General features: G+C 76.2%; 24 protein-coding genes and 1 pseudogene. 13 read left to right on the forward strand and 12 right to left on the reverse strand.

Going from position 1 to position 24,633, the window contains the following annotated elements:
- Positions 1 to 171 precede the first annotated feature (171 nt).
- Together U5M74_RS11930 and U5M74_RS11935 are read right to left on the reverse strand one after the other, a co-directional pair.
- A complete protein-coding gene (locus U5M74_RS11930; RefSeq protein ID WP_410909167.1) occupies positions 172 to 1,215 on the reverse strand; it encodes a hemolysin family protein in 1,044 nt (347 codons plus the stop codon).
- Entirely contained in the window at positions 1,212 to 2,576 is a 1,365-nt protein-coding gene (locus U5M74_RS11935) for a hemolysin family protein (RefSeq protein WP_410909168.1), read from the reverse strand. The genes U5M74_RS11930 and U5M74_RS11935 overlap by 4 nt, the downstream gene beginning before the upstream one ends.
- A 251-nt stretch (positions 2,577 to 2,827) precedes the next feature.
- Between U5M74_RS11935 and U5M74_RS11940 the strand changes: the two genes are divergently transcribed.
- The 3 genes from U5M74_RS11940 (at position 2,828) to U5M74_RS11950 (ending at position 8,874) form a co-directional block, all read left to right on the forward strand.
- On the forward strand, positions 2,828 to 3,586 hold the full coding sequence (locus U5M74_RS11940) for a response regulator transcription factor (protein WP_410909169.1): 759 nt from the start codon (positions 2,828 to 2,830) through the stop codon (positions 3,584 to 3,586).
- A 3-nt stretch (positions 3,587 to 3,589) separates the two neighbouring features.
- Positions 3,590 to 4,729, forward strand: coding sequence for a sensor histidine kinase (locus U5M74_RS11945; protein ID WP_410909170.1), 1,140 nt, complete (start codon positions 3,590 to 3,592; stop codon positions 4,727 to 4,729).
- A 302-nt stretch (positions 4,730 to 5,031) separates the two neighbouring features.
- A complete protein-coding gene (locus U5M74_RS11950; protein WP_410909171.1) occupies positions 5,032 to 8,874 on the forward strand; it encodes a multifunctional oxoglutarate decarboxylase/oxoglutarate dehydrogenase thiamine pyrophosphate-binding subunit/dihydrolipoyllysine-residue succinyltransferase subunit in 3,843 nt (1,280 codons plus the stop codon).
- Between the two features lie 101 nt (positions 8,875 to 8,975).
- On the opposite strand, the gene U5M74_RS11955 is transcribed toward U5M74_RS11950, so the two are convergent.
- Positions 8,976 to 9,974, reverse strand: a complete 999-nt coding sequence (locus U5M74_RS11955) for an aldo/keto reductase (protein WP_410909172.1) — start codon at positions 9,972 to 9,974, stop codon at positions 8,976 to 8,978.
- A gap of 73 nt (positions 9,975 to 10,047) precedes the next feature.
- On the opposite strand from U5M74_RS11955, the gene U5M74_RS11960 reads away from it, so the two are divergent.
- A complete protein-coding gene (locus U5M74_RS11960) occupies positions 10,048 to 11,001 on the forward strand; it encodes an aldose 1-epimerase family protein (protein ID WP_410909173.1) in 954 nt (317 codons plus the stop codon).
- A gap of 138 nt (positions 11,002 to 11,139) precedes the next feature.
- A complete protein-coding gene (locus U5M74_RS11965; protein WP_410909174.1) occupies positions 11,140 to 11,739 on the forward strand; it encodes a GDSL-type esterase/lipase family protein in 600 nt (199 codons plus the stop codon).
- Here the strand turns inward: U5M74_RS11965 and U5M74_RS11970 are convergent.
- Together U5M74_RS11970 and U5M74_RS11975 are read right to left on the reverse strand one after the other, a co-directional pair.
- Positions 11,664 to 11,948: pseudogene (locus U5M74_RS11970) on the reverse strand (DinB family protein); the annotation flags it as partial. The gene U5M74_RS11965 and the pseudogene U5M74_RS11970 sit on opposite strands and share 76 nt — an antisense overlap.
- Complete coding sequence (locus U5M74_RS11975) at positions 11,920 to 12,780, reverse strand: DUF4097 family beta strand repeat-containing protein (RefSeq protein ID WP_410909175.1); 861 nt, start codon at positions 12,778 to 12,780, stop codon at positions 11,920 to 11,922. The gene U5M74_RS11975 and the pseudogene U5M74_RS11970, both read right to left, overlap by 29 nt.
- Before the next feature lie 146 nt (positions 12,781 to 12,926).
- On the opposite strand from U5M74_RS11975, the gene U5M74_RS11980 reads away from it, so the two are divergent.
- Complete coding sequence (locus U5M74_RS11980) at positions 12,927 to 13,001, forward strand: 50S ribosomal protein bL37 (protein WP_099052597.1); 75 nt, start codon at positions 12,927 to 12,929, stop codon at positions 12,999 to 13,001.
- Between the two features lie 98 nt (positions 13,002 to 13,099).
- Here the strand turns inward: U5M74_RS11980 and rsrA are convergent, their stop codons facing one another.
- A complete protein-coding gene (gene rsrA / locus U5M74_RS11985; protein WP_253181325.1) occupies positions 13,100 to 13,402 on the reverse strand; it encodes a mycothiol system anti-sigma-R factor in 303 nt (100 codons plus the stop codon).
- Positions 13,399 to 14,343 carry a sigma-70 family RNA polymerase sigma factor gene (locus U5M74_RS11990; protein WP_410909176.1) on the reverse strand — a complete coding sequence of 315 codons (945 nt, stop codon included), beginning with the start codon at positions 14,341 to 14,343 and terminating at the stop codon, positions 13,399 to 13,401. Before U5M74_RS11990 ends, rsrA begins: the two co-directional genes overlap by 4 nt.
- 126 nt (positions 14,344 to 14,469) lie before the next feature.
- On the opposite strand from U5M74_RS11990, the gene U5M74_RS11995 reads away from it, so the two are divergent.
- From U5M74_RS11995 to hisN, 4 genes are all read left to right on the forward strand, one after another.
- Positions 14,470 to 14,973 (forward strand): DoxX family protein, encoded by a 504-nt coding sequence (locus U5M74_RS11995; RefSeq protein WP_410909177.1) that lies wholly within the window; start codon positions 14,470 to 14,472, stop codon positions 14,971 to 14,973.
- A gap of 131 nt (positions 14,974 to 15,104) precedes the next feature.
- A complete protein-coding gene (gene aroA / locus U5M74_RS12000; protein ID WP_410909178.1) occupies positions 15,105 to 16,469 on the forward strand; it encodes a 3-phosphoshikimate 1-carboxyvinyltransferase in 1,365 nt (454 codons plus the stop codon).
- Positions 16,469 to 17,596, forward strand: coding sequence for a ribosome small subunit-dependent GTPase A (locus U5M74_RS12005; RefSeq protein WP_410909179.1), 1,128 nt, complete (start codon positions 16,469 to 16,471; stop codon positions 17,594 to 17,596). Before aroA ends, U5M74_RS12005 begins: the two co-directional genes overlap by 1 nt.
- 3 nt (positions 17,597 to 17,599) lie before the next feature.
- Positions 17,600 to 18,394 carry a histidinol-phosphatase gene (gene hisN / locus U5M74_RS12010; RefSeq protein ID WP_069983237.1) on the forward strand — a complete coding sequence of 265 codons (795 nt, stop codon included), beginning with the start codon at positions 17,600 to 17,602 and terminating at the stop codon, positions 18,392 to 18,394.
- 51 nt (positions 18,395 to 18,445) lie between these two features.
- On the opposite strand, the gene U5M74_RS12015 is transcribed toward hisN, so the two are convergent.
- The 3 genes from U5M74_RS12015 to U5M74_RS12025 all read right to left on the reverse strand — a co-directional run bounded on the left by U5M74_RS12015 (position 18,446) and on the right by U5M74_RS12025 (position 21,315).
- Positions 18,446 to 19,012, reverse strand: coding sequence for a DUF6912 family protein (locus U5M74_RS12015; RefSeq protein WP_410909180.1), 567 nt, complete (start codon positions 19,010 to 19,012; stop codon positions 18,446 to 18,448).
- Positions 19,013 to 19,324: 312 nt separating this feature from the next.
- Positions 19,325 to 20,665, reverse strand: coding sequence for a CpaE family protein (locus U5M74_RS12020; protein WP_410909181.1), 1,341 nt, complete (start codon positions 20,663 to 20,665; stop codon positions 19,325 to 19,327).
- Positions 20,665 to 21,315 carry a hypothetical protein gene (locus U5M74_RS12025; RefSeq protein ID WP_410909182.1) on the reverse strand — a complete coding sequence of 217 codons (651 nt, stop codon included), beginning with the start codon at positions 21,313 to 21,315 and terminating at the stop codon, positions 20,665 to 20,667. Before U5M74_RS12025 ends, U5M74_RS12020 begins: the two co-directional genes overlap by 1 nt.
- A 155-nt stretch (positions 21,316 to 21,470) precedes the next feature.
- On the opposite strand from U5M74_RS12025, the gene U5M74_RS12030 reads away from it, so the two are divergent.
- The gene (locus U5M74_RS12030) at positions 21,471 to 21,680 is read left to right on the forward strand and encodes a helix-turn-helix domain-containing protein (RefSeq protein WP_410909183.1); all 210 of its coding nucleotides are present in this window, start codon (positions 21,471 to 21,473) and stop codon (positions 21,678 to 21,680) included.
- 47 nt (positions 21,681 to 21,727) lie between these two features.
- On the opposite strand, the gene U5M74_RS12035 is transcribed toward U5M74_RS12030, so the two are convergent.
- Positions 21,728 to 22,267, reverse strand: coding sequence for a hypothetical protein (locus U5M74_RS12035; RefSeq protein ID WP_410909184.1), 540 nt, complete (start codon positions 22,265 to 22,267; stop codon positions 21,728 to 21,730).
- Positions 22,268 to 22,440: 173 nt separating this feature from the next.
- Here U5M74_RS12035 and U5M74_RS12040 point away from each other — a divergent pair, with 173 nt between their 5' ends.
- On the forward strand, positions 22,441 to 23,316 hold the full coding sequence (locus U5M74_RS12040; RefSeq protein WP_410909185.1) for a LysM peptidoglycan-binding domain-containing protein: 876 nt from the start codon (positions 22,441 to 22,443) through the stop codon (positions 23,314 to 23,316).
- Positions 23,317 to 23,679: 363 nt separating this feature from the next.
- Positions 23,680 to 24,120 carry an Rv3235 family protein gene (locus U5M74_RS12045; protein ID WP_410909186.1) on the forward strand — a complete coding sequence of 147 codons (441 nt, stop codon included), beginning with the start codon at positions 23,680 to 23,682 and terminating at the stop codon, positions 24,118 to 24,120.
- A gap of 165 nt (positions 24,121 to 24,285) precedes the next feature.
- Here the strand turns inward: U5M74_RS12045 and U5M74_RS12050 are convergent, their stop codons facing one another.
- Positions 24,286 to 24,495, reverse strand: a complete 210-nt coding sequence (locus tag U5M74_RS12050; protein WP_410909202.1) for an SEC-C metal-binding domain-containing protein — start codon at positions 24,493 to 24,495, stop codon at positions 24,286 to 24,288.
- Positions 24,496 to 24,633 lie beyond the last annotated feature (138 nt).

Genomic DNA, 24,633 nt, shown 5'->3' on the forward strand with positions numbered 1-24,633 from the left:
ATCGCCTGGGGCGACCGTTCGTCCCGGGAACCATATCGGCGCGCCTGCCCCCCGCCAAGCCCCCGTGTGAACGGAGTGTGACGGCCCGGCGCGGCGCCCCGGCATGTCGCCCCGCCACCCGCCGGTTCGTGACGGAGGTCACACCCGTGGCGCACCGCGAGGGTCGGGACCTCAGGCGCGCGGCGTCCGCCGCTGCATGGCGTCGCGGACCTCGCCCACCAGCTCCTCGAGGATGTCCTCGAGGAAGACGACGCCGGCCAGGCCCTCGGGCCCCTCGACCCGCGCGAGGTGCGCGCCGGAGCGCTGCATGGCGCGCAGCGCCTCCTCGACCTCGTCCCCGGGGCGCACGGACGCGAGCGCCCGCACGCGCCAGGCGGGCACGGGCTCGTGCCGGTCGCCGTCCGTCGCGTAGAGCACGTCCTTGAGGTGCAGGTAGCCCACCATCACGCCGTCGGACGTCACCGGGAACCGCGAGTACCCGGTGCGCGACACGAGGTGCTCGACGGCGTCCGGCGTCACGCCGTCCGCCACCGTGACGAGCCCGTCCACGGGCACCATGACGTCGCCGGCCGTGCGGGCAGAGAACTCGATGGCCGAGCCGAGCAACCCCTGCTCGTCGCGCAGCAGGCCCTCGGCCTGGGAGTGCTCGACGATCGACTGCACCTCCTCGGCGGTGAACGCCGAGGCGACCTCGTCCTTGGGCTCGATGCCCGCCAGGCGCACCGCGTGGTTGGCGACCCAGTTGAGCGCCACGATCACCGGACGCAGGACGCGCCCCAGCAGCACGAGCGGCGGCCCGAACCACATCACCGCGGTGTCCGGCCCGGCCACGGCGAGGTTCTTCGGCACCATCTCGCCGAGCACCACGTGGAGGTAGACCACCACGAGCAGCGCGACGAGGAAGGCGGCCGGGTGCACGAGCTCCTCGGGCACCCCGAGCGTGTGGAACGGCCCCTCCAGCAGATGGGCGACGGCCGGCTCGGCCACGATGCCCAGGCCCGTGGAGCACACGGTGACGCCGAGCTGGGCGCACGCGAGCATGAGCGACACGTGCTCCATCGCCCACAGCACGGTGCGGGCGCGGCGGTCGCCTGCCTCCGCGCGCGGCTCGATGGACGAGCGGCGCGCCGAGAGGACGGCGAACTCCGCGCCGACGAAGAAGGCGTTGCCGACGAGCAGGAGGACGGCGACCCAGATGGCGGTGACGGTGCTCATCGGCGCCCCTCCCCACGGACCGTCTCGCCCGCGGCGGCGCCGTCGAGGACCGCCGGGAGCGCGCGCACCCGCACGCGCTCGGCGCGGCGGCCCACCATGGCCTCGACGCGCAGCAGCACGCGATGGCCGGGCCGCGACACCTCGACCTCGTCGCCCGCCTGGGGCAGGCGGCCCAGGCGGGCCATGACGAGCCCGCCGAGCGTCTCGTACGCCGGGTCCTCCGGCACGACGATCCGCGTGGTCTCCTCGAGCTCGTCCGGGCGCATGACGCCCGGCACCACCCACGAGCCGTCGGCGGCGCGCACGGCGCCGGCCCGGCGCGGGTCGTGCTCGTCGGCGACGTCCCCGACGAGCTCCTCGACGACGTCCTCGAGCGTGACGATGCCGGAGGTGCCGCCGTACTCGTCGACGACCACGGCCATCTGCAGGCCGAACGAGCGCAGCTCGACCAGCAGCGGCCCGAGCCGGACGGTCTCCGGCACGCGCGGGGCGTCGACCATCAGCGCGGCGACGGGCACCTCGCCCCGCCGCTCGTGCGGCACGCCGACGGCGCGGCGCAGGTGCACGATGCCGACGACGTCGTCACGGTCCTCGCCGATCACGGGGAACCGCGAGTGCCCGGTGCGGCGCGACAGGGCGATGACGTCCTCGGCGGTCTCGTCGCGCCCGGCCACGGCCATCCGCAGGCGGTCGGTCATGACGTCGCGCGCGGACAGCTCGTCGAGCTCGATGGAGTTGGTCAGCAGCGTGGCCACGGACTGCTCGAGCGTGCCCTCCTCGGCGGAGCGCTTGACGAGGCTCAGCAGCTCCTGCGCCGACCGCCCGCCGGACAGCTCCTCCCGGGGCTCGACGCCGACGCGGCGCAGCAGCGCGTTGGCGGACCCGTTGAGCAGCACCACGAGCGGCCGGAAGACCTTCGTGAACCCGCGCTGCAGCGGCACGACGAGGGTGGCCGTGCCGACCGGCGCGCTGAGCGCGAAGTTCTTCGGGATCAGCTCCCCGAAGACCATGGAGAAGACGTTGACGACCACCAGCGCCAGGATCCCGGCCAGCACGGTGGCCACGCCCTGGGCGAGCGGGGTGGGCTGCAGCCCGGCGGAGAACAGGCTCAGCAGCGCGGGCTGGGCCGTGTAGCCCAGCAGGATGGTGGTCAGGGTGATGCCCACCTGGGCCGAGCTCAGCTCGGTCGACAGGTGCTTGAGCCCGGCCCGGACGGAGCGCGCCCGCCAGCCGGTGCGAGGACTGTCGCCCTCCGCGTCGTCGCCGTCCCCCAGGACGGCGGGGTCGAGGGTCACGAGCGAGAACTCGCTCGCGACGAAGACGGCCGTGCCGGCGGTGAGCAGGACGCCGACCGCGACCATCAGCCAGTCGCCTAGCACGCGCCACCGCCCGGCTCGAGGCCGCGGGGGCCGGGGCTGTCGGCGCCGGGGCGTGCTGCCTCGGCACCGCGGGGCGCGGGATGTCGGCTCTCGTCCATCGTGGCAACGATCGTAGCGACGACACGGAGACCTCGCGCAGGAGGCGGTCGCGTCGCGGGGGACGGCGTGCACGACCTGCGCGGGACACGCCCGGCGTCCAGGGCACGTCCAGCGTCCTGTGACACATTGGTGCCATGGCACCTGCGTCCTTCCCGAGCCCCGGCGCGGCCGGCGCCGGCTCCACCGCCGCAGTCCCCTCGCAGAGCGCGACCGTGCTGGTCGTCGAGGACGAGATGGCGATCGCCACGGCCGTCGCCCAGCGCCTGTCCGCCGAGGGCTGGCGCGTGGAGGTGGCGCGCGACGGCCTCGCCGCCGTCGACGCCGCCGCCCGGCTGCGCCCCGACCTCATCGTGCTCGACGTCATGCTCCCGGGCATCGACGGCCTCGAGGTCACCCGCCGCATCCAGGCCGAGCAGCCCGTGCCGATCCTCATGCTCACCGCGCGCGACGACGAGACGGACATGCTGGTGGGCCTCGGCGTCGGCGCCGACGACTACATGACCAAGCCGTTCTCGATGCGCGAGCTGGTCGCCCGCGCCAAGGCGCTGCTGCGGCGCGTCGAGCGGGCGCAGCAGGCCGCGGCGACCACGCCGTCGGACCCGCCGATCGCCATGGGCGACGTCACCATCGACAAGGCGCAGCGCCGGGTGCACCGGGCGGGCGAGGAGGTGCACCTGACGCCCACGGAGTTCGAGCTGCTGGTGATGCTCGCCAGCTCCCCCAAGACGGTGCTGACCCGCGAGCGGCTGCTGGCCGAGGTGTGGGACTGGGCCGACGCGAGCGGCACCCGCACCGTCGACTCGCACATCAAGGCGCTGCGCCGCAAGCTCGGCCCGGACCTGATCCGCACCGTGCACGGCGTCGGCTACGCGTTCGAGCCCCCGCAGGCCTGAGGCGTGACCGACCCCGCTCCCCCGCCCGCCCGCCACCCCGCGGAGCGCAAGCACCACCGCCGCATCCCCGACGTGCGCCCGCTCGACCCGCTGCGCTCGATCAAGATCAAGCTCGGCGTGCTCGTGGTCGCCGCCGTCACCTTCGCCGCCGCGATGACCTGGCTGGGCCTGCGGGTCCAGCTCGGCCCGAGCCGGACCTTCCCGCTCGTCATCGTGCTGTCGCTCGTGCTGACCCAGGTGCTCGCGCGCGGCATGACGTCGCCGCTGCGCGAGATGACGGCGGCCGCCCAGGCCATGGCCGCCGGGGACTACTCCCAGCGCGTGCGCGCCACCAGCCGCGACGAGGTGGGCCAGCTCGCCGCGACGTTCAACCAGATGGCCGAGGACCTCGCGTCGTCGGACCGCACGCGGCGGGACCTCATCGCGAACGTCTCGCACGAGCTGCGCACACCCGTGGCGGCGCTGCAGGCGCAGCTGGAGAACCTCGTCGACGGCGTGGCCGAGCCCACGCCCGCGACGCTCGAGCTCGCGCTCGACCAGACCGAGCGCCTCACGCGCCTGGTCACCTACCTGCTGGACCTGTCCCGGGTGGAGGCCGGCGCGTCCGCGCTGACGATCAGCCGCGTCCCGGTGGGCGACTTCCTCGAGGACACCGCCGAGGCGCTGTCCATGGTCGACGCCGCGAAGAACCTGCGCTACGTCGTCGACGTCACGCCGCCCGACCTCGCGCTCGAGGCCGACGCCGAGCGCCTGCGGCAGATCGTCACCAACCTGCTGCAGAACGCCATCCGGCACTCGCCGCACGGCGGCGAGGTGCGCCTGGACGCCTACCCCGACGGCGACGACGTCGTCATCGAGGTGTCCGACCAGGGCCCGGGCATCGCCCCGGAGGACCGCGAGCGGATCTTCGAGCGGTTCGCGCGCGGCTCGACCGCGTCGCACGCCCAGCCGGGCCTCGGCGTGCCGACGACGAGCGGCGGCACCGGCATCGGCCTGGCCATCGTGCGCTGGGCGGTGGACCTGCACGGCGGCACCGTCGGCGTCGCCGACTCCCCCGCCGGCCAGGGCGCGACCCTGCGCCTGCGGCTGCCGGCCACGGCCCGGCCCGCGCCGGGCGTCACGATGTCGACCCCCGGCGACTGACCCGCCCGCCCCGCGACGGCGTCCGCCGAGCCTCGGGGTGACATCGGTCACAGAGGTCATGGCGCCACCCGCCGACCTGGCCCGTGGTTGACGTGGGCTCGCCGATCGGTGACGGACCGTTGCCCCGGGTTTTGCCTCACGCGACCCCGGCGCCGACCCGGCCCGGCGGCCCGGCGAGGCACCCGCCGCGGGTGTGTGTCCCAAGGCATAGGCTGGCAGCACCCGCCGGTGGGCCGCCACGATCACGGCCCCCAGCAGGCCGACCCGACCGTGCTACAGGTGTGAAAGTGGGCGATCCACGCGTGTCCCCGAAGGCTGAGTCAGAGACGATCAGCACCAGCGCCGGTGCCTCGTTCGGAGCCAATGCCTGGCTCGTCGACGAGCTGTACCAGCAGTACCTGAAGGACAAGAACGCGGTGGACCCCGCGTGGTGGGACTTCTTCGCGGACTACAAGCCCGGCGAGACGGAGCCCGGTGACGGGAAGCCGGCCGGCTCCGACGCCGCGGACGAGGGCGCGAGGACGGTCGCGGCCACGGCCGCGGCCGCGCCGGCCGACAGCCCGGCGTCCCAGACGCCCGCGGCCGTCGAGTCGCAGGACAGGGCGGCCCGGGCGCAGACCGCGGCCCCCGCCCAGCCCGCCGCGGCCCAGCCGGCCGCCGCCCGGCCCGCGCCGGTGCGCGAGGCGCCGCAGCCGGCCGAGCCCGAGGGCGACCTCCCCGTGGCGACCGCGCAGCCGACCACCGCCCCCTACGCCGAGGCGGCGCGCACCAAGCCCAAGCCGCACGTCGAGGCGCAGGACGAGGTGGCCAAGCTGCGGGGGCCCGCCGCCCGCGTGGTCACGAACATGGAGTCCTCGCTCGAGGTCCCCACCGCCACGTCGGTGCGTGCGGTGCCCGCCAAGCTCATGGTGGACAACCGCATCGTCATCAACAACCACCTGTCGCGCACGCGCGGCGGCAAGGTCTCGTTCACCCACCTCATCGGCTTCGCCCTCGTCGAGGCGCTGGCCGACATCCCGGTGATGAACGCCCACTACCAGCTCGTCGACGGCAAGCCCGGCGTGGTGCAGCCCGCGCACGTGGGCTTCGGCCTCGCGATCGACCTCGCCAAGCCCGACGGCTCGCGCCAGCTGCTGGTCCCCAGCATCAAGGCGGCCGAGGAGCTCGACTTCGCGGGCTTCGTGTCCGCGTACGAGGACCTGGTGCGCAAGGCGCGCGGCGGCAAGCTCGGCGTCGACGACTTCCAGGGCACGACGATCTCGCTGACCAACCCCGGCGGCATCGGCACCGTGCACTCCGTGCCGCGCCTCATGCAGGGCCAGGGCACCATCGTCGGCGTCGGCGCCATGGACTACCCCGCGGAGTTCGCGGGCGCGTCCGAGGAGCGGCTGTCGCGGATGGGCGTCTCGAAGGTCATGACGCTCACCTCGACCTACGACCACCGCATCATCCAGGGCGCGCAGTCCGGCGAGTTCCTCAAGCTCATCGCCGACAAGCTGCTCGGCCTGGACGGCTTCTACGACCGCGTCTTCGCCTCGCTGCGCGTGCCGTACGAGCCGGTGCGCTGGGTGCGCGACAACAACAAGGACGACGACGTCGAGGCCGCCAAGCCGGCGCGCATCGCCGAGCTGGTGCACGCCTACCGCTCGCGCGGCCACCTCATGGCGGACACCGACCCGATCGCCTACCGCCAGCGCAAGCACCCGGACCTCGACGTCCAGAGCCACGGCCTGACGCTGTGGGACCTGGACCGCACCTTCCCCACCGCCGGGTTCGGCGGCCGGCCCAAGGCGACGCTGCGCGAGATCCTCGGCCTGCTGCGCGACTCGTACTGCCGCACCATCGGCGTCGAGTACATGCACATCGCCGACCCGGCCCAGCGCCGCTGGCTCCAGGAGCGCCTCGAGTCCGGCTACGCGCGCACCCCGCGCGAGGACCAGCTGCGCATCCTGCGCCGCCTCAACTCCGCCGAGGCGTTCGAGACCTTCCTGCAGACCAAGTTCGTGGGCCAGAAGCGCTTCTCGCTCGAGGGCGGCGAGTCGCTCATCCCGCTGCTCGACGCGATCCTGTCGAAGGCGGCCGAGAACGGCCTCGACGAGGTCGGCATCGGCATGGCGCACCGCGGCCGGCTCAACGTGCTGGCCAACATCGCGGGCAAGAGCTACGCGCAGATCTTCAAGGAGTTCGAGGGCCAGATCGACCCGAAGAGCGTCCAGGGCTCCGGCGACGTGAAGTACCACCTCGGCACCGAGGGCACGTTCACGGCCGAGTCCGGCGCCACCACGAAGGTCTACCTCGCGGCCAACCCGTCCCACCTGGAGGCCGTGGACCCGGTCCTCGAGGGCGTCGTGCGCGCCAAGCAGGACCGCATCGACCTGGGCGGCGACGGCTTCTCCGTGCTGCCGATCCTCGTGCACGGCGACGCGGCCTTCGCGGGCCAGGGCGTGGTGCCCGAGGTGCTCAACCTGTCGCAGCTGCGCGGCTACCGCACCGGCGGCACGATCCACGTCATCGTCAACAACCAGGTCGGCTTCACCACCGGCCCGGCGAGCTCGCGCTCGACGACGTACGCGACCGACGTGGCCAAGGGCTACCAGATCCCGGTGTTCCACGTGAACGGCGACGACCCCGAGGCCGTCGTGCGCGTGGCCGAGCTGGCCTTCGCCTACCGCGAGCAGTTCGACCGCGACGTGATCGTCGACATGGTCTGCTACCGCCGCCGCGGCCACAACGAGGGCGACGACCCGTCGATGACCCAGCCGCTGATGTACAACCTCATCGAGGCCAAGCGCTCGGTGCGCAAGCTGTACACCGAGAACCTCGTGGCCCGCGGCGACATCACCGTCGAGGAGGCCGAGCAGGCGCTGCAGGACTACCAGCAGCAGCTCGAGCGGGTCTTCACCGAGACGAAGTCGGGCGTGAACTCCGAGCCGCAGGCCGAGCACGTGCTGGGCCTGGAGCGCCCGGAGGCGCAGCGCGAGGACGCCGGGACGATGGTCGGCTGGAAGACGGCCGTGCCGCACACCGTGCTCGAGCGCATCGGCGAGGCGCACGTGTCGCCGCCCGAGGGCTTCGCGGTGCACCCCAAGCTGGTCAAGCTGCTGGAGAACCGCCAGCTGATGGCCAAGGAGGGCGGCATCGACTGGGGCTTCGGCGAGATCCTCGCGTTCGGCTCGCTGCTGATGGAGGGCACCCCGATCCGCCTGGCCGGCCAGGACTCGCGCCGCGGCACGTTCACCCAGCGCCACGCCGTCTTCCACGACCGCGAGACCGGCGCCGAGTGGACGCCGCTGCAGTACCTCATGCAGGACCAGGCGAAGTTCTGGGTGTACGACTCCTCGCTGAGCGAGTACGCCGCCCTGGGCTTCGAGTACGGCTACTCGGTGGAGCGGCCCGACGCGCTGGTCATGTGGGAGGCGCAGTTCGGCGACTTCGTCAACGGCGCCCAGACGGTCATCGACGAGTTCATCTCGTCGGCCGAGCAGAAGTGGGGCCAGTCCTCGTCGCTGGTCATGCTGCTGCCCCACGGCTACGAGGGGCAGGGCCCGGACCACTCGTCGGCCCGCATCGAGCGGTTCCTGCAGCTCGCGGCCGAGGACAACATGGTCATCGCCCAGCCCTCCACGCCGGCGTCGTACTTCCACCTGCTGCGCCAGCAGGCCTACCGGCGGCCCCGCAAGCCGCTCGTCGTCTTCACGCCGAAGCAGCTGCTCCGGCTCAAGGCGGCGGCCTCGGGCGTGGAGGACTTCACCTCCGGCACGTTCCGCCCGGTGATCGGCGACACGCTCGACCCGTCGGGCGTGCGCAAGGTGGTGCTGTGCACCGGCCGCGTCTACTACGACCTGCTGGCCGAGCGCACCAAGCGCCAGGACACGACCACCGCGCTGGTCCGCCTCGAGCAGCTCTACCCGCTGCCCCTGGAGGAGCTGCGCGCCGAGCTGGCGAGGTACGCCGGGGCGGACGTCGTGTGGGCCCAGGACGAGCCGGAGAACCAGGGCGCGTGGTCGTTCCTGCACCTGGCGCTGCCGGAGGACCTGCCGCGCGTGCGCGTCGTCTCCCGCCCGGCGTCGGCGTCGACCGCCGCCGGCACGGCCAAGCTGCACCAGGCCCAGCAGCGGACGCTGCTCGAGCAGGTCTTCGCCTGACCGAGGGCCCGCCCGCACGACGACGGCCCGCCACCCCTCGGGTGGCGGGCCGTCGTCGTCGGTCCTGCGGCCGGCGCCGGGCGGGCACCCGGCGCCGGGTGTCACCAGCGCTCGTGCACCGCGGCGCGGAAGTGCTGGTCGTAGATCTCGCGGACGCCGCTGTTGAACAGCGGGCCGAGGGTCGGCGCCGCGCCGGCCTCGGCGTTCGAGCGGGCCTGCTCGGCGCTGCGCGCCCCCGGGATGACCGTGGAGACGCCCGGCTGCTGCCAGACCCACGCGATCGCCGCCTGGGCCGCCGTGAGGCCCGTGTCGCCGAGCGTGGTCCGCACGAGCTCGGAGAACTCCGCGGCGGCGGTGACGCCCGTCTCGAAGTCCACCCCGGAGAACGTCTCGCCCACGTCGAAGGCCTCGCCCTGGCGGTTGTAGCTCCGGTGGTCCGACTCGGGGAAGCGCGTGTCCTTGGTGTACCGGCCCGACAGCAGGCCCGAGGCCAGAGGCACGCGCGCGATGATGCCCACCCCGGCCGCCGAGGCGGCGGGCAGCACCTCCTCGAGCGGCTTGAGCCGGAAGGCGTTGAGGATGATCTGCACCGTGGCGACGTTCGGCCGGGCGATGGCCTCCAGCGCCTCCGACGCCTTCTCCACGCTGACGCCGTAGGCGGCCATGACACCCTCGGAGACGAGCTGGTCCAGCGCGTCGTAGACCTCCGTCGTGGAGTACACGGCGGACGGCGGGCAGTGCAGCTGCACCAGGTCGAGGGTGTCCACCCCGAGGTTGCGCCGGGACCGGTCCGCCCACTCCCGGAAGTGCGGCAGCACGTAGTTCTCCGGCACCTGCTCGGCGCGCCGGCCCATCTTGGTGGCCACCGTGATCCCGGCGTCGCCGTGGTCCTTGAGGAACGCCCCGATCGCCTGCTCGCTGCGGCCGTCGCCGTAGACGTCCGCCGTGTCGTAGAAGGTGACACCCGCCTCCAGGGCGGCCTCGAGCACGGCACGCGACTCGTCGTCGGAGATCTCGCCCCAGTCCGTCCCGAGCTGCCACGTGCCCAGGCCGACCACCGAGACCAGGCGGCCGGTGCGGCCGAGTACCTGATTTTCCATCGCTCCTCCTGAATCCTCAGTGGTCAAACATATGTGTGACGCAGCGCGCTGGCCTCACGACTACGGTGTGAACGTGACCACCAGTCAGAACACCAGTCTCTTCCCCACCAGCACGGACGTCGCGGCGACACCGCCGTCGGGCGGTCAGCACGTCCTCGCCCACGGCGAGCACCGCGCCGTCGTCGCCGAGGTCGGCGCCATGGTCCGCGAGTACACGGTGGGCGGGCGCGACGTGCTGGTGCCGTTCGGCGAGGACGAGGTGGCGCCGGTGTTCAACAGCGCCGTGCTGGTGCCGTGGCCCAACCGGCTGCGCGACGGCCGGTACGCCGTCGACGGCCGCTCCTACCAGCTCGCCGTGAGCGAGCCGGAGCGCGGCACGGCCCTGCACGGCCTGGCCGCCTGGGAGCGCTGGAGCGCCGTCGACGTCGCGGAGGCCGCGGTCACCCTGGAGCTCGCCCTGCCGGCGCAGAAGGGCTGGCCGTTCCAGCTCGTCACGCGGGTGCGGTACGCGCTGTCCGACGCCGGGCTCGAGGTGACGCTCACGACGCGCAACGTCGGCGCCGGGACCGCGCCCTACGGCGTCGGCTTCCACCCGTGGCTGTCCACCGGCGGCGCGGACCTCGACGAGTGCACCGTGCGCCTCGACGCCGCCACCCACGTCACGGTGGACGACCGGCTGCTGCCGACCGGCACCGAGCCCGTGGCGGGCGCCTACGACCTGCGCGAGGCCCGGTCCCTGGCGGACCTGGACCTCGACGACGCGTGGGTCGACCCGGTCCGGGACGCCGACGGGCTGTCGTGGTGCCTGCTGGGCTGTCCCGACGGGCGCACGCCGGCCGTGTGGATGGACGGGTCGCTGGACTGCTGGCAGGTCTGCTCGGCGAACCACATCCCCGAGCACGAGCGCTACGGCCTGGCCGCCGAGCCGATGAGCTGCGTCGCGGACGCCTTCAACACCGGCGAGCGCCTCGTGCGGCTCGCCCCCGGCGCCGAGCACACGGTCCGCTGGGGCGTCACGCTCCGCTGAGCCGGGCCCGCGGGGCGGCGCGCGGCGGGTTCACCCGCGCCCGGGCCGGCGACGTCGCCGGCCGGCGGCGTGGAGTGCCGCCGTGCCCGCCCCGCGGGGTCCACAATGTCGGGGCATCGGTACGACGAGGAGAGGTCCGTGGCGGAACGCGAGGTGCGCATCTGCGTCGTCGGCGACGAGCTGAGCACGGGCGTGGGCGACGCCCGCGCCCTCGGCTGGGTGGGCCGGGTGATGGCCCGCACCCGGTTCGAGCGCCCGGCGATGGTGTTCACGCTCGCGGTGCCGGGCGAGACGACGACGGGCCTCGGCGCCCGCTGGGAGGCCGAGGCGGCCGCGCGGTTCGACCCGGAGTGCGACAACCGGCTCGTGGTCGCGCTCGGCCGGCACGACGTCGCCACGGGCCACTCCGTGGCGCGCTCGCGCCTCAACCTCGCCAACGTGCTCGACGTCGCCGACTCCTCGCGCATCCCGGCGCTCGTCGTCGGCCCGCCGCCGGGGCGGCCCGAGGACGGGCCGCGGCTGGCGGAGCTGTCCGCCGCGTTCGCCGACGTCGCCTCCCGCCGCCGCGTGCCGTACGTGGACACGTACACCCCGCTGGCCCAGCACGAGCAGTGGCTGGCCGACCTGGCCCAGAACGGCTCCGGCTACCCGGGCCAGGCGGGCTACGGCCTCATGGCGTGGCTCGTGCTGCACACGGGCTGGCACCACTGGCTCGGCCTGCCCGACGACGCGGCCTGACGCCGCCCGCGGCCCGACCGACCTGCCGGGCGGCGGCCCCACCGCGCGTCGACGACGCGCTCCAGGTCGGCGTCGTCCAGCGACCGCACGAACCGCACCGTCTCGGCGTGCACGGCGTCGCGGTAGGCGAGGAGCACGTCAGCGGAGCTCATGACCCCCACCCTGCCGACCGGGCCGGGTTCAGGCGCGCCGGACGCTCGTCGTGCCGCTGACCGTGGAGGCGGACACGTACGCCGCGGCGCCCGCCTCCGCCAGCTCGACGACCACGCCGCGCGTCGAGGTGCTCGGCTGCACCGCGCCGTCGAGCTCCACCCGGCCCGAGACGCTGCGGGCGCGCAGGTTGACCGGGGTGCCAGGGTCGAGCGACACCGCGACGGCGCCCGACACGCTGCGGGCGGTCAGCAGCGGCGTCGTGCCCTGGGCCCGCACCTCGACGGCGCCGGAGACCGTGTGCACGGCGACCCGGCCCAGGGCGCCCGCGACGGACAGCCGCCCGGAGACGCCGTCGACCGCGAGGTCGCCGCGGTGGTCGGTGACCTCGACGCCGCCGGAGACGGTGCGGACGGTGAGCGGCCCGGCCGCGCCCTGGGCGATCACGTCGCCGCCGACGGTCTTCACCGCCGTGCCGGCCGCCGTGCCCGTGAGCTCCACGCGCGCGCTCACGACGGCGACGTCGACCGGGAGCGCCGCCGGCACCGTGACCCGCACGGCGACGGCGCCGTCCTCGCGCGCCGTGCGCAGGCCCTCGAGCAGGCCGCCGAGGCCGCCGCGGGGATGGCGGCCCACGCGCAGCGCGCCGTCCTCGAGCACCACGTGCACCGGGCGCGGGCCCGGGTCGAGCACCTCCACCGTCACGCCGTCGGCGCGCGCGGCGTCCCCGACGACCTCGACCGTGCCGCTCGTGAAGCGCACCGCGAGCGCCCGGGCCGTGGGGACCTCGACCGTCTGCGGAGCCGCGACCGTCCAGGCCTGCGTGCCGTGCGGGTGCCCGTCGTCGGGCCGGGGGGCGTGGGGGGTCGTCGGCTCGTGGGGGGTGGACATCTCGCGTCGCCTCCGTGCTGCTCGGGGTGTCGGGAGAGGTCAGCGTCCCACGGAACCGGCTCCGCGGGCGGCGGCGCACGGGCACCTGCGGGCGTGTGGGACCATAGGGGCGACCCATGTCGTCCGGTTTTGATGGAGAGACAGCCATGAGCAAGCGCGGTCGCAAGCGTCGTAGCCGCAAGGGCAACGCCGCGAACCACGGCAAGCGTCCCAACGCCTGAGCACAGGCAGCAGACGTGACGAAGGGCCGGGGCCCCCACGGGGTCCCGGCCCTTCGTCGTGCTCGGAGCGTCAGGCGCCCGCCGTCAGGCGCCTGTCGTCAGGAGCGGACCGCCATGCCGGTCAGCTGCTGGTGGATGCGCGCGCGCAGCGTCTCCGGCGCCCGCTCGCTGCAGGAGCGGCGGACCAGCTGCTTGACGAGCTCCTCGACGCTCAGCTCCGCCAGGCACGGCGAGCAGTGCGCCACGTGGGCGCGCATGCGTCGCTCGTCGTCCGGGGTCATCTCCGAGTCGAGGTACTCGTAGAGGTGCTCGAGCGCGTGCTCGCACTCCGTCTGGCCCGCGGTCTCGTGCGGGATGGGGGTCACGGGTTCCGTGCCCGCCGACGACTCCTGCGCGTTCACTGCTCACCTCCGTGCGACGGCGCCTGCACGCCGGCCGGGACCAGACCACGCTGGGCCGCGTAGTCGGCCAGCAGCTCGCGCAGCTGGCGACGACCGCGGTGCAGCCGGGACATCACCGTCCCGATCGGCGTACCCATGATCTCGGCGATCTCCTTGTAGGGGAAGCCCTCGACGTCCGCGTAGTACACGACCATGCGGCGGTCCTCGGGCAGTGACGCGAGGGCACGCTTGACGTCCGAGTCGGGGAGGCGGTCCAGCGCCTCGGCCTCCGCGGAACGCAGCCCCTGCGACGTGTGCGACGCGGCGCGGGCGATCTGCCAGTCCTCGACCTCCTCGGCCTGGGACTGCTGCGGCTCGCGCTGCTTCTTGCGGTAGCTGTTGATGAAGGTGTTCGTGAGGATCCGGTACAGCCAGGCCTTGAGGTTGGTCCCCGGCTTGTACTGGTGGAACGCCGCGAACGCCTTGGCGAACGTCTCCTGGACCAGGTCCTCGGCGTCGGCCGGGTTGCGCGTCATGCGCAGCGCGGCCGAGTAGAGCTGGTCGAGGTACTGCAGCGCGTCGGACTCGAAGCGCGCCGCCCGCGCGGCGGAGCCCTCGTCCTCCGGGGCGCGGTCCGTGGTCTCCGGGTCGATCTCCTCGGCGGTCGCCGGGCCGGACGGCGTCGCGTCCGTCTCCGGGTCCGTCGTGGTGCGGCTGGGCGCCTCGTCCGCGGGCGCGACGACGGCCTCGGCGTCGTCTCGCCCTCGGGGGGCCGGAATGTCGGGGCTCATCGACGTCGAGCCTAGCCCGCCACCGAACGGCTTGCGGGACCAGGCGGCGAGCGCCGGGCCCGCGGCGGGCACGGGCTGCTTGACCAGACCGTCGACCTCGGCGGGGACGCCGAAGAGCCGCACGGGGGCGGCGGACGTCTGCTGCGGGGAGCACGGGATCACGACTGGCACAACGCCGACCCGCGCGGCTCCATTCCCGCCGCCCGTCGCCGTCCTCGCCCCGGCGCGGCGGGCGGCCCGCGACGCGCCCGCCGGCACATCCTGCGAAGCCGGCGGTCGTCTGCCAAGGTGGGTCGCATGCTGCTGCGTCGCTTCGCCAGGCCTCTCCTGGCCACCTCGTTCGTCTACGACGGCGTGCAGGCCGCGCTCCACCCGGCCGAGCACACGGCCGCCGCCCGCGAGGGCGCCGCCCTCGCCACCGAGCGGCTCGGCGTCAAGCCCCTGAGCGACGCGCAGCTGACGCTGTGCGTGCGCGTGCACGGGGCGGCCACCGCGCTGGCCGGGCTGCTGCTGGGCCTCGGCAAGGCGCCGCGCACCGCCGCGCTGGCGCTCGCCGCGCTCACCGTGCCGCTCGCCGTGGTGAACCAGCCGTTCACCAGCAAGGGCGCCGAGCGCCAGGCGAGGACGACCCGGTTCGTGCGCAACCTCGGAGCCGTGGGCGCGGCGCTCATCGCCGGCGTCGACACCGAGGGCCGCCCGGGCGTGGCGTGGCGGGTCAGCCACGCGCGCCAGGCCGCGGCCAAGGCCACCGCCCGCTCGGCCCGCCGGGCGGAGAAGAAGCTCGGCGACATCGCGTCCTGACGCCGCTGCCCGCCATCCCCCCGCCATCCCCTCCCGGCATCCCTCGCCGGCACCGGCAGGCGCGGCGTCGGGGCGTCTCACGGCTGCCCCGGCGCCGCCCGCCGGGCGCCGCGTCAACTAGCCTCGTCGCCATGACGTCGACCGCGCCCGGCAGCCTCTCCCCCGCACCCGCACCCGCGTGGGAGGCGCCCGTCGCGCCCGGGCCGCTCGACGCCGTCGTCGAGGTGCCCGGCAGCAAGTCCCTCACCAACCGCCTGCTCGTGCTCGCCGCCCTGGCCGACGGGCCGGGCGTGCTGCGCGGCGCGCTGCGCAGCCGCGACGCCGACCTCATGATCGCCGCGCTGCGCACGCTCGGCGCCGACGTCACCGAGGGCGACGCCCCCTCGACCCTGCACGTCACCCCCGGCCGCCTCGCCGGCGACGTCGACGTCTTCACCGGGCTCGCCGGCACCGTGATGCGCTTCCTGCCGCCCGTGGCGGCGCTGGCCGACGGCCCCGTCCGGTTCGACGGCGACCCGCAGGCGCGGGTGCGCCCCATGCTGCCCGTGCTCGCGGCGCTGCACGCGCTCGGCGTCGACGTCCGGCCGGGCGACGGCGCCGGCCGCCCCGTGCGCGGCACCGAGGACTTCCCCGCGCACCTGCCGTTCACCGTGGTGGGCACCGGTGCCCTGCGCGGCGGCAGCGTCGACGTCGACGCCTCGGCGTCGTCCCAGTTCGTCTCCGGCCTGCTGCTCGCCGCCGCCCGGTACGACGAGGGCCTCACCGTGCGGCACATCGGCGCGACGCTGCCGAGCCTGCCCCACATCGCGATGACCGTCGAGACGCTGCGCGAGGTCGGCGTCGTCGTCGACGACTCGCGGGACGGCATCTGGCGCGTCGAGCCCGGACCGGTCGCCGCGCGCGACGTGCGTGTCGAGCCGGACCTGTCGAACGCCGCGCCGTTCCTGGCCGCGGCCCTCGTGGCCGGCGGCACCGTGGCGGTGCCGGGCTGGCCCGCGCGCACCACCCAGCCCGGCGCGCTGCTGCCCGACCTGCTCACCCGCATGGGCGGCACCGCGGTGCTCGACGGCGACGTCCTGCGCGTCACCGGCACCGGCGAGGTCCGCGGCATCGACGTCGACCTGCGCGCCGCCGGCGAGCTCGCCCCGACGATCGCCGCGCTCGCGGCGCTGGCGGACTCCCCCAGCCGCCTGCGCGGCATCGGCCACCTGCGCGGCCACGAGACCGACCGCCTGGCCGCGCTCGCCGCCGAGATCACCCGGCTCGGCGGCCGCGCCGAGGAGACCCGCGACGGCCTGGTCATCACCCCGCGCCCGCTGCACGGCGCCACCTTCCGCACCTACGCCGACCACCGGATGGCGACGTCCGGCGCGCTGATCGGGCTGCGGGTGCCGGGCGTGCTGGTCGAGGACGTCGAGACCACCGCCAAGACGCTGCCCGGGTTCGCCGGGCTGTGGGGGGCCATGCTGGCGGGCGCCGCGGTGGAGAGCCGCTGATGGCACGCGCCCGCGACGAGCACGAGCGCTGGGCGCGGCCCTCGAAGCGGGGCAGCCGGCCGCGCACCAAGCAGCGCCCCGAGCACGCCGACGCCCTCGTCGGCCTGGTCACCGGCGTCGACCGCGGCCGGTACACGCTGCTGATCGACGAGGGCGGTCCCGACGAGCGCGACATGCTGGCGATGAAGGCCCGCGAGCTGACGCGCACGCGCGTGGTCGTGGGCGACCGGGTCGACGTCGTGGGCGACACCTCGGGCGCCAAGGACACCCTGGGGCGCATCGTGCGGATCGCGGAGCGGACGTCGGTGCTGCGCCGCACCGCCGACGACACCGACCCCTTCGAGCGCATCGTCGTGGCGAACGCCGACCAGCTCGTCGTCGTGACGGCGCTGGCCCAGCCCGAGCCGCGCACCGGCATGATCGACCGCGCGGTGGTGGCCGCCTACGACGCCGGCATGGACGTGCTGCTGTGCCTCACCAAGGCCGACCTCGCCGCGCCCGACACGCTGCGCGCGCTGTACGAGCCGCTCGGCGTCGAGGTCGTCGTGACGCGCCGCGGGGACCCGACGGCCGACAGCGCGCCCGACGGCGCGCCCGGCGGCGCGCCCGGCGGCGCGGCCGGCGGGGCGCGCTCCCTGGCGTTGGCGGCCGCGTCGGTCGAGGACGTCCGCGACCGGCTGCGCGGGCGGGTCTCGGTGCTGCTCGGCCACTCCGGCGTCGGCAAGTCCACGCTGGTCAACGCCCTGGTGCCGGGCGCGGCTCGCGCCACGGGTCACGTCAACGACGTCACCGGGCGCGGGCGGCACACCTCGACCTCGGCCGTCGCGCTGCGCCTGCCCGCGGCGCCGGACGGGGACGCCGACTACGACGGCTGGGTCATCGACACCCCCGGCATCCGCTCGTTCGGGCTGGCGCACGTGGAGGTCGCGCACCTGCTGCACGCGTTCGAGGACCTCGACGCGGCCGCCGAGGAGTGCCCGCGCGGGTGCACGCACCTCGCGGAGGCGCCGGACTGCGCCCTCGACGAGTGGGTGGAGGCGACCGAGGACGCCGAGGCGCGCGCGACACGCGCCCTGCGGCTGGCGTCCTTCCGCCGCCTGCTCGCCTCCCGCACCGCTACCGTGTGAGCCGTGCACCCCTCCGCCACCCGGACGTACGAGGACGACCTGCGCCTGGCCCACGTCCTCGCCGACCAGGTCGACGCCCTGACCATGGAGCGGTTCCGCGCGCTCGACCTGCACGTCGAGACCAAGCCGGACAGCACTCCGGTCTCGGACGCCGACCGCGCGGCCGAGGACTTCGTGCGCGGGCAGCTGCGGCGCGCCCGCACCCGTGACGCGATCGTCGGCGAGGAGTACGGCGCGTCCGGCAGCGGGCCGCGACGGTGGATCGTCGACCCGATCGACGGCACCAAGAACTTCGTGCGCGGCGTCCCGGTCTGGGCCACGCTCATCGCGCTCGCCGACGGCGACGAGGTGGTGGTGGGCCTGGTGTCCGCCCCGGCGCTGGGTCGGCGCTGGTGGGCCGCCAAGGGCTCCGGCGCGTGGACCGGCAAGTCGCTCGCCGCGGCCACCCGGATGTCGGTCTCCGGGGTGCGGCGCCTCGAGGACGCCTCGTTCTCCTACTCCTCGCTGTCCGGCTGGGACGAGCGCGACAAGCTCTCGGGGTTCCTCGACCTGACCCGCCGGTGCTACCGCACCCGCGGCTACGGCGACTTCTGGTCGTACATGCTCGTCGCCGAGGGCGCCGCGGACATCGCCGCCGAGCCCGAGCTCGAGCTCTACGACATGGCGGCGCTCGTGCCGATCGTCACCGAGGCCGGCGGGCGGTTCACCTCGCTCGAGGGCGAGCCGGGCCCGTGGGGCGGCAACGCGGTGGCCACCAACGGGCTGCTGCACGACGAGGTGCTCGTCTACCTCGGCTGAGCCGCCGGCCCGCGCCGGCGTCGCTCACGCCGGCCTCGCCCGCGCCGCAGGTCACGGTCGCGGGATCGTGGGGATCTCCGTCGGGTCGTACCAGAGCATGTCCCGGTCGGTGACGCGCTGCAGCGCGTCGTCGAGCAGGGACTCCGACGCCGCAGCCACGTCGCCCGCGGCCTCCGCGTCGCTCTCCTCGTCGGCCGCGGCCAGCACGTCGCGCACGTCGGCGGCGGCCTCGGGCTCGTCGACGTGCACGGCGACGACGGCCGTGCCGGGCACCTCGCGCGTGACGCGCACGGCCGAGGGCACGGCGGCGCCGTCGTCGGCCCCGCCGTCGAACCCGCCGCCGGACGCGAGCAGCACCACCGCGTCCGGCACCTCCACCGTGACGACGACCCGCAGCAGGACGGCGTCGCCGCGGGCCGCGACCAGCAGCAGCGAGTCGTGGGCGGCGGCGAGGAAGGCGGCGTACTCGCGCCCCTCCTCGTCCTCGTCGGGCAGGGACTCGGCGAGCGCGGGCGTTACGGCGTGCGCGCCGCGCGGGGGCACGGTCCACGTCGCCCCGGTCGCGGTCACGGCAGCGGTGGCCAGCTCGTCGAGCGTGGCGGGCACGTACAGGCGCATGGGCACAGTCTGCCCTGCCACCAGCGCGGACACCGCACCGGCAGGAGCGGGTCGCTGTCTTGGCGCCACTCGCGCGAGGGCCCTCCGGCGGCCGGGCACACGGCGGCGAGCCGGACGGCGGCCGGACGCGCGACGGCACCCGTCGCAGGGGGCGTGACGGGTGCCGTCGAGCGGGCGGCCCGCCACGACAGGGGACGGGCGGGCCGGGGCCGGCACCGGAGGGGGATGGCGCCGTGCCGTTCATGATTCAACTACCTGCCGGGGCGCCCCGCCAGGGGGCCGCGCTGTGAGGTGCGGAACAGCGGCAGGGACTCAGGCGGGCACGGGCCGGCGGAGCCGGTCGGCCAGCGCCGCGAAGGCCTGCCGCACCGGCGACGCGGGCGCGTGCTCCGCCAGGGAGCGCCCCGCCAGCAGCGCCCCGTCGCAGGCCACCGGGTCGTCCGGCACCACGACGAGGTCGGTGATCCCGGCGTAGCGCTCCATCGCGGCCCGCACCGCCGCCTCCGGCCGCGGGCCGACCGCCGCCGCCCGCACGCGGTTGACGACGACGGCCGCCGGCCGCGGGACGGGCACCGGCGCCTCGCGCAGGTCCTCGAGCCCGCGCACCAGGCGCTGGACGCCCACGGGGTCGCCGGCGCCCACCACCACGACGTCGTCGGCGGCGGCCAGCGCGGCCAGCGTCGCGGCGTTGCGCTGGGGCGCCTGAGTGTCGTACATCAGCAGCTCGTCGGCCTCGAGCACCGCGCCGGTGTCCACGACGGTCCATGCCGCGAGCTCGCGGGCGCGCTCGAGCACCACCTCGAGCGCCGACCCCGGGACCTCCGGCCAGCGCGCCGCCCGGGTGAGGCCGGTCAGGACGCGCAGCCGCGGCGCCACCACGGGGGCGTGCCGGGCCAGCGTCGCCAGGTCGAGCGTGCCCTGTCCCGCGGCGCGGGCGACGGCGGCCAGGCCGGGCGCGTCGTCGAGCAGCCCGAGCCGGGCCGCCAGCGACGAGCCGTAGGTGTCGGCGTCCACGAGCAGGACGGGGCGCGCGTCGGCGGGCGGCTCCGGCGCCCCCGCGCGGCGGGACGCCCGGCGTCCGCCCCGGCCCGCCGCGGCCACGCCCGCGAGCTCGTGGGCGAGCTCGAGCGCCGCCGTGGTCCGGCCCGGGGCGCCGACCGGACCCCACACGACCACGACGCGGCCGGACGGTGCCGGGTCCGGTGGAGGGACGTCGTCCTCGGCGTCGGCGTCTCCGGCGGCCACGGCGCGGGCGAGGTCGGCGCCGGGCGCCGGCGGGCCTCCCCCCGCGGTGGCGGCCGCGCCGGCGGCCTGCCGGACCGCCGCCACCACGGCGTCGTCGTCGAGGCGCCCGCCCAGCACGACGTCGGCCCCGAGGGCGTGCAGCCGGTCGGCCGGCACGGCGTCGGCGAGCACGACGACCCGCACGCCGGCGCCGTGGAGCCGCGCGACAGCCTCGCGGTCCAGGCCGGGCAGGTCGCCCGACACCACGGCGACGGCCCCGGCGCCGGCCGCCGCCGCGGCCAGCAGCTCGGCGAGGTCGCCGCAGCGCCGCGTGACGACGGCGCCGGCCCCGGGCGCGCCGAGGGCGAGCACGACGTCCGTCTCCGCCGCGCCGCGCACGGCGGACAGGACGGTGACCGGCGCGGCCATCAGGCGCCCTCGCCCGCCACCGGCACGACGGCGACGCTGCCGCCCTCGCGCAGCGCGCCCAGCACCGCCGGCAGCTCGTCGGTGGGCACGAGCACGTGCAGCGTCGCGGTGGCGCCGACCACGAGCCCGGTGTCGGCGGCGTCCACCTGCTCCACCAGCACGCTCTGCACCAGCGACGTCGGCGACTCCGGCTCCTGCCCGGCGACCGGCTCCGGGACGGACCACAGGTCCACGCGCGCACCCTTGCGGATGCGGTCGCTCAGCCCCTCGCTCACCGGCACGGCGACGGAGCGCAGGTCGACGGCGTCCGCGCGTCCCAGCGCGGACTGCGGCAGGAGCTCGCCGGCGTCGACGACGCGGGTGACGACGAGGCCCTCGGGCAGCGGCTCGTCCGCCGGCAGGTAGAGCTCGGCGCCGCTGCCCAGGCGCACCTCGACCGGGCGCAGCGCGTCGGCGCTCAGCGGCTCGCCGGGGGTGAGCGCGCCGTCCGCCGCCCACACGGGGACGGTGCGCGAGGCGGAGGCCACGGCCCAGGAGCCGAGGGCCACGGCGAGCGCCACGAGGACGACGCCGACGACGAGGCGGGGGTCGCGCCAGCTCGGCCGGCGCAGGCGCGGCGCGACGGGCGCCGGGAGGTGCTCGGTGCTCACGGGTGTCCTTCCGGTGCGGGCGCGACGGGGCGCGCGGCCGAGGGAGCCGGGTCGGCAGCAACCATCATGCGGGACCGTCGTCGACCGTCGGTGGTCACCTGTGGACGACCGTCGCCGAGGGCCGTGCAGGGGCCCGGGTGTGCGATCCTGAGGGCATGGCCGGACGCTTCCTGACGCTCGCGGACGTCGAGGAGATGCTCAGCATCTCCACCCGTCAGGCGTACGCGCTGGTGCGCAGCGGCGAGCTGCCCGCGATCCAGGTGGGCGGCCGTGGCGTGTGGCGCGTCGAGGCCAGCGAGCTGGAGGCCTACATCGAGCGGCAGTACGCCAAGACGCGTGAACGGATCGCCTCCGGCGACGTCTGAGCGCCTCGCCCCCTCCCCCGTCGGCCGCCCCGCGGCCGCGCGCCCGGTCACGACCGGCTCACCCGCAGCAGGGCGGCGAAGGGCACGACCCGCAGCCGGGGCGCCCCGTCGGTCTCCTCGAGGTCGAGGTGGTCGGCGCCGACGCGCGCGAGCCGGCCCACCGCCTGGCCGGCGGACGTGCGCACGACGACGCGCCCGCGGTCGCGCTGGAGCCGCCGGAGCACCGTGCCCAGCCCGAGCGCGTCGGTCCGTGCCGTGGACGGCACCGCCTGACGGCCCAGCCCGACGACCGAGGCGACGGCCGCCAGGGGGACGAGGTGCTCCACCCGCCCGGACGCACCGCGCCCGTCGAGCAGCACCCACGTGCCGGCCACCCGCCGCACCACCCCGGCCACCGGCTCGCCGTCGGCCAGCTCCACGGTGACCGGGGCGCCGAGCGCCGCGCGCCACCGGTCCGCGACCGGGATCGTCGCGTGCTCGGCGCGGGTCAGCTCCGCGACGGCGTCCTCCCGCTCGGCGACCTCCTGCGCGGCGAGCTGCGCCTCGAGGTCGCTGAACAGCAGCGCCCATCGGCCTGGCGCGTCCATGCGTCCATCCCCCCTGCCACCGACCCCCACCGGTTCGTGCCGCGGGTCCGCACCGACCGCGCCACCTCTGGACACCTTAGCGAGACGTGTGGTTGTCTGGCGACACCTGAAGTCACCAAACGTTGTCAAACGACATCCGATGACGTCATCGGCTCGCGCGGAGGGGAGCGCAGATGACCAGCAGGGGAACCACGGACCGCCGTCCGGCGGCACCGGGCCGCCGGACGCCCGACGCGGTGCCGGCGCGGGGCAGCGGCGCGGGCCTGCTCGCTCTCGCGCTCGGCGCCGGCGCCGCCGGCGCGCTGCTGGGCGCCCGCGCGCTCGCCGTGGCGCCGACGGCGCTCGGCGCCGGGGCCCGCGTCGAGACGTGGGTCGAGCTCGGCGCGGTGACCGCGGGCGGCCTCGCCGCCTGGTGGGTGGCCCTGGGCGCGACCCTGGGTCTCGCCGTCGTGGTCGCCGCCCGGCGAGGCGTCCGCTGGCGCGCGGGCGAGGCCGCCGTGCGCCGCGTCGCACCCGGCCTGGTGCGGCGGCTCGCCCGCGTGGGCGTCGGCGTGGGCGTCGGCGCGGGGCTCGTGCTGGCGCCGACGACGGCGACGGCGGCCGGGCCCGCGCCCGACCCCGGGCCCGGCACGCCGGCGGTGGCCGTGGACCTGGGCTGGCAGCCGACGGCACCCGGGACCGGCGGCCCGGCGTCGACCGCCGAGCCCGCGCCGCCCGCCACCGAGCCGCCCGCCACCGAGCCGCCCGGCGCCGAGCCGCCCGGCGCCGAGCAGCCCGGCCCCGAGCAGCCCGGCGCCGAGCAGCCCGGCGCCGCGACGGCGTCCGAGGTCCGCCGAGAGTCCGCGCACCCCGGGCCCGCGCCCGACGGGTCCGTCGTCGTCCACCGCGGCGACACCCTGTGGGGCATCGCCGCCCGGTGGCTCGGCGGCTCCCCCACGGACGCCGAGGTCCTCGCCGCGACGGTCCGATGGCACGAGACCAACCGCGAGGTCGTGGGCGACGACCCCGACCTCGTCCTGCCCGGCCAGGTGCTGCGCCCGCCCGCGTGAGCCGGCGCCGCCGCCCTGACGCACCGCGGGGGAACTCGCACGGGCACCCCCGCGCACCGCTGCACGTCGCTGAGCCGCACCACCGATCGGAGGGGACCGATGACCAGGACCACGCCCGCCGTCGCGCTCGACCAGCGCGGCGCCGCACCCCGCACCGCCACGGCACGCGCCTCCACCCCGCCCCGGGACGGCGCGCCGCGACGAGGACCAGCAGCGCCGCGCACCGGCGCGCCGGCGCCCGCACCGACGACACCGCCCGCGCCCGGCCGGGTGCGGCGCATCCGGGTCGCGGCGCTCCCTCAGCCGGCACGGCCGGGCGGGCCGCCCGCGGGACCCAGCCGGCCGCCGGGGCGGGTGCGGCGCGTGCGCATCGGCGTCGACCGGGCCGGCTGGGGCGACCGCGACGAGGTCCTCGACGAGGTGGCCGCCGGGCGGCCGCTCGGTGCCGCCGAGCCCGAGCCGCTGCCGGACCCCACGGCCATGTGCTGCAGCGTCGTGCGCGCCGCCGTCGAGGTGCTGCGCGGCGACCGCGGCGCGGCCCAGCTCGCGCGCTGGGTCACGCCCGTGGTGCTCGACCAGCTCGCCGAGCGAGCACGGCTCCTGCACGACGCGGTCGCCGCCGGGCGCCTGCCCGCCACGCTCCGCGGACGGCCCGTGCGCGTGCGCCGCGTCCGCCTCGAGCGACGCGGTGACACCGCCGAGGCCACCGTGGTGCTCGACGACGACGGCCGCGTCCGCGCCGCCGCCGTGCGGCTCGAGGCACGGCGCGGGCAGTGGCGGGTCGCCGTGCTCGAGATCGCGTGACCGCCGGCGGCACCCGCGGCGGGTCACGCGGCACGGGCGGACGCGTGGCACGGGCAGACGTGCGAGGGCCGCGGCGGCGATCGTCTCGCCACCGCGGCCCTCGCAGCACTCACCGGGGCCGGCTCACCGGCACGTCGTCACCGGCAGGTCGTCACCGGCGGGTCGTCACTGCTCGTTCTGGCCGTGGCAGACCTTGTACTTCTTGCCGGAGCCGCACGGGCACGGCGCGTTGCGCGGGGTGCCCGGGAAGGTGCGGCCGTCGCTCTCGGGGGCGGAGGCCTCGCCGTGCAGGGCGCGGCGGGCGCGGCGCGCCGCCTCCGGGCTCGACCCGGAGACCGCCGTCGAGCCGTCCTCGCCCGGGCCGCTGAACGACATCGGCACCTGCTGGCCCGGGCCGTCCAGGCCCTTGCCCACCAGCACCGGCTCCTGCGCCCGGGCCGCCTCCGCGGCCTCGGCGGTGTCCGCGGCGCGGGACGCCGACGGCGTCGACTCGGCGGCGGCGGCGACCGGCGC

The organism is Puerhibacterium sp. TATVAM-FAB25, from assembly GCF_046535855.1.
Taxonomy (GTDB): domain Bacteria; phylum Actinomycetota; class Actinomycetes; order Actinomycetales; family Cellulomonadaceae; genus Puerhibacterium; species Puerhibacterium variabilis_A.

Excerpts from the sequence above, each read along its gene's own strand:
- U5M74_RS12020 (WP_410909181.1), bottom strand. The coding sequence starts at position 20,665 with ATGGCCGCGCCGGTCACCGTCCTGTCCGCCGTGCGCGGCGCGGCGGAG.
- U5M74_RS12030 (WP_410909183.1), top strand. The coding sequence starts at position 21,471 with ATGGCCGGACGCTTCCTGACGCTCGCGGACGTCGAGGAGATGCTCAGC.
- U5M74_RS12050 (WP_410909202.1), bottom strand. The coding sequence starts at position 24,495 with ATGTCGTTCAGCGGCCCGGGCGAGGACGGCTCGACGGCGGTCTCCGGG.
- U5M74_RS11975 (WP_410909175.1), bottom strand. The coding sequence starts at position 12,780 with ATGTCCACCCCCCACGAGCCGACGACCCCCCACGCCCCCCGGCCCGAC.
- U5M74_RS12040 (WP_410909185.1), top strand. The coding sequence starts at position 22,441 with ATGACCAGCAGGGGAACCACGGACCGCCGTCCGGCGGCACCGGGCCGC.
- U5M74_RS11935 (WP_410909168.1), bottom strand. The coding sequence starts at position 2,576 with ATGGTCGCGGTCGGCGTCCTGCTCACCGCCGGCACGGCCGTCTTCGTC.
- U5M74_RS11940 (WP_410909169.1), top strand. The coding sequence starts at position 2,828 with ATGGCACCTGCGTCCTTCCCGAGCCCCGGCGCGGCCGGCGCCGGCTCC.
- U5M74_RS12015 (WP_410909180.1), bottom strand. The coding sequence starts at position 19,012 with ATGCGCCTGTACGTGCCCGCCACGCTCGACGAGCTGGCCACCGCTGCC.
- U5M74_RS12035 (WP_410909184.1), bottom strand. The coding sequence starts at position 22,267 with ATGGACGCGCCAGGCCGATGGGCGCTGCTGTTCAGCGACCTCGAGGCG.
- aroA (WP_410909178.1), top strand. The coding sequence starts at position 15,105 with ATGACGTCGACCGCGCCCGGCAGCCTCTCCCCCGCACCCGCACCCGCG.
- U5M74_RS11930 (WP_410909167.1), bottom strand. The coding sequence starts at position 1,215 with ATGAGCACCGTCACCGCCATCTGGGTCGCCGTCCTCCTGCTCGTCGGC.
- U5M74_RS12005 (WP_410909179.1), top strand. The coding sequence starts at position 16,469 with ATGGCACGCGCCCGCGACGAGCACGAGCGCTGGGCGCGGCCCTCGAAG.
- U5M74_RS11955 (WP_410909172.1), bottom strand. The coding sequence starts at position 9,974 with ATGGAAAATCAGGTACTCGGCCGCACCGGCCGCCTGGTCTCGGTGGTC.
- U5M74_RS11995 (WP_410909177.1), top strand. The coding sequence starts at position 14,470 with ATGCTGCTGCGTCGCTTCGCCAGGCCTCTCCTGGCCACCTCGTTCGTC.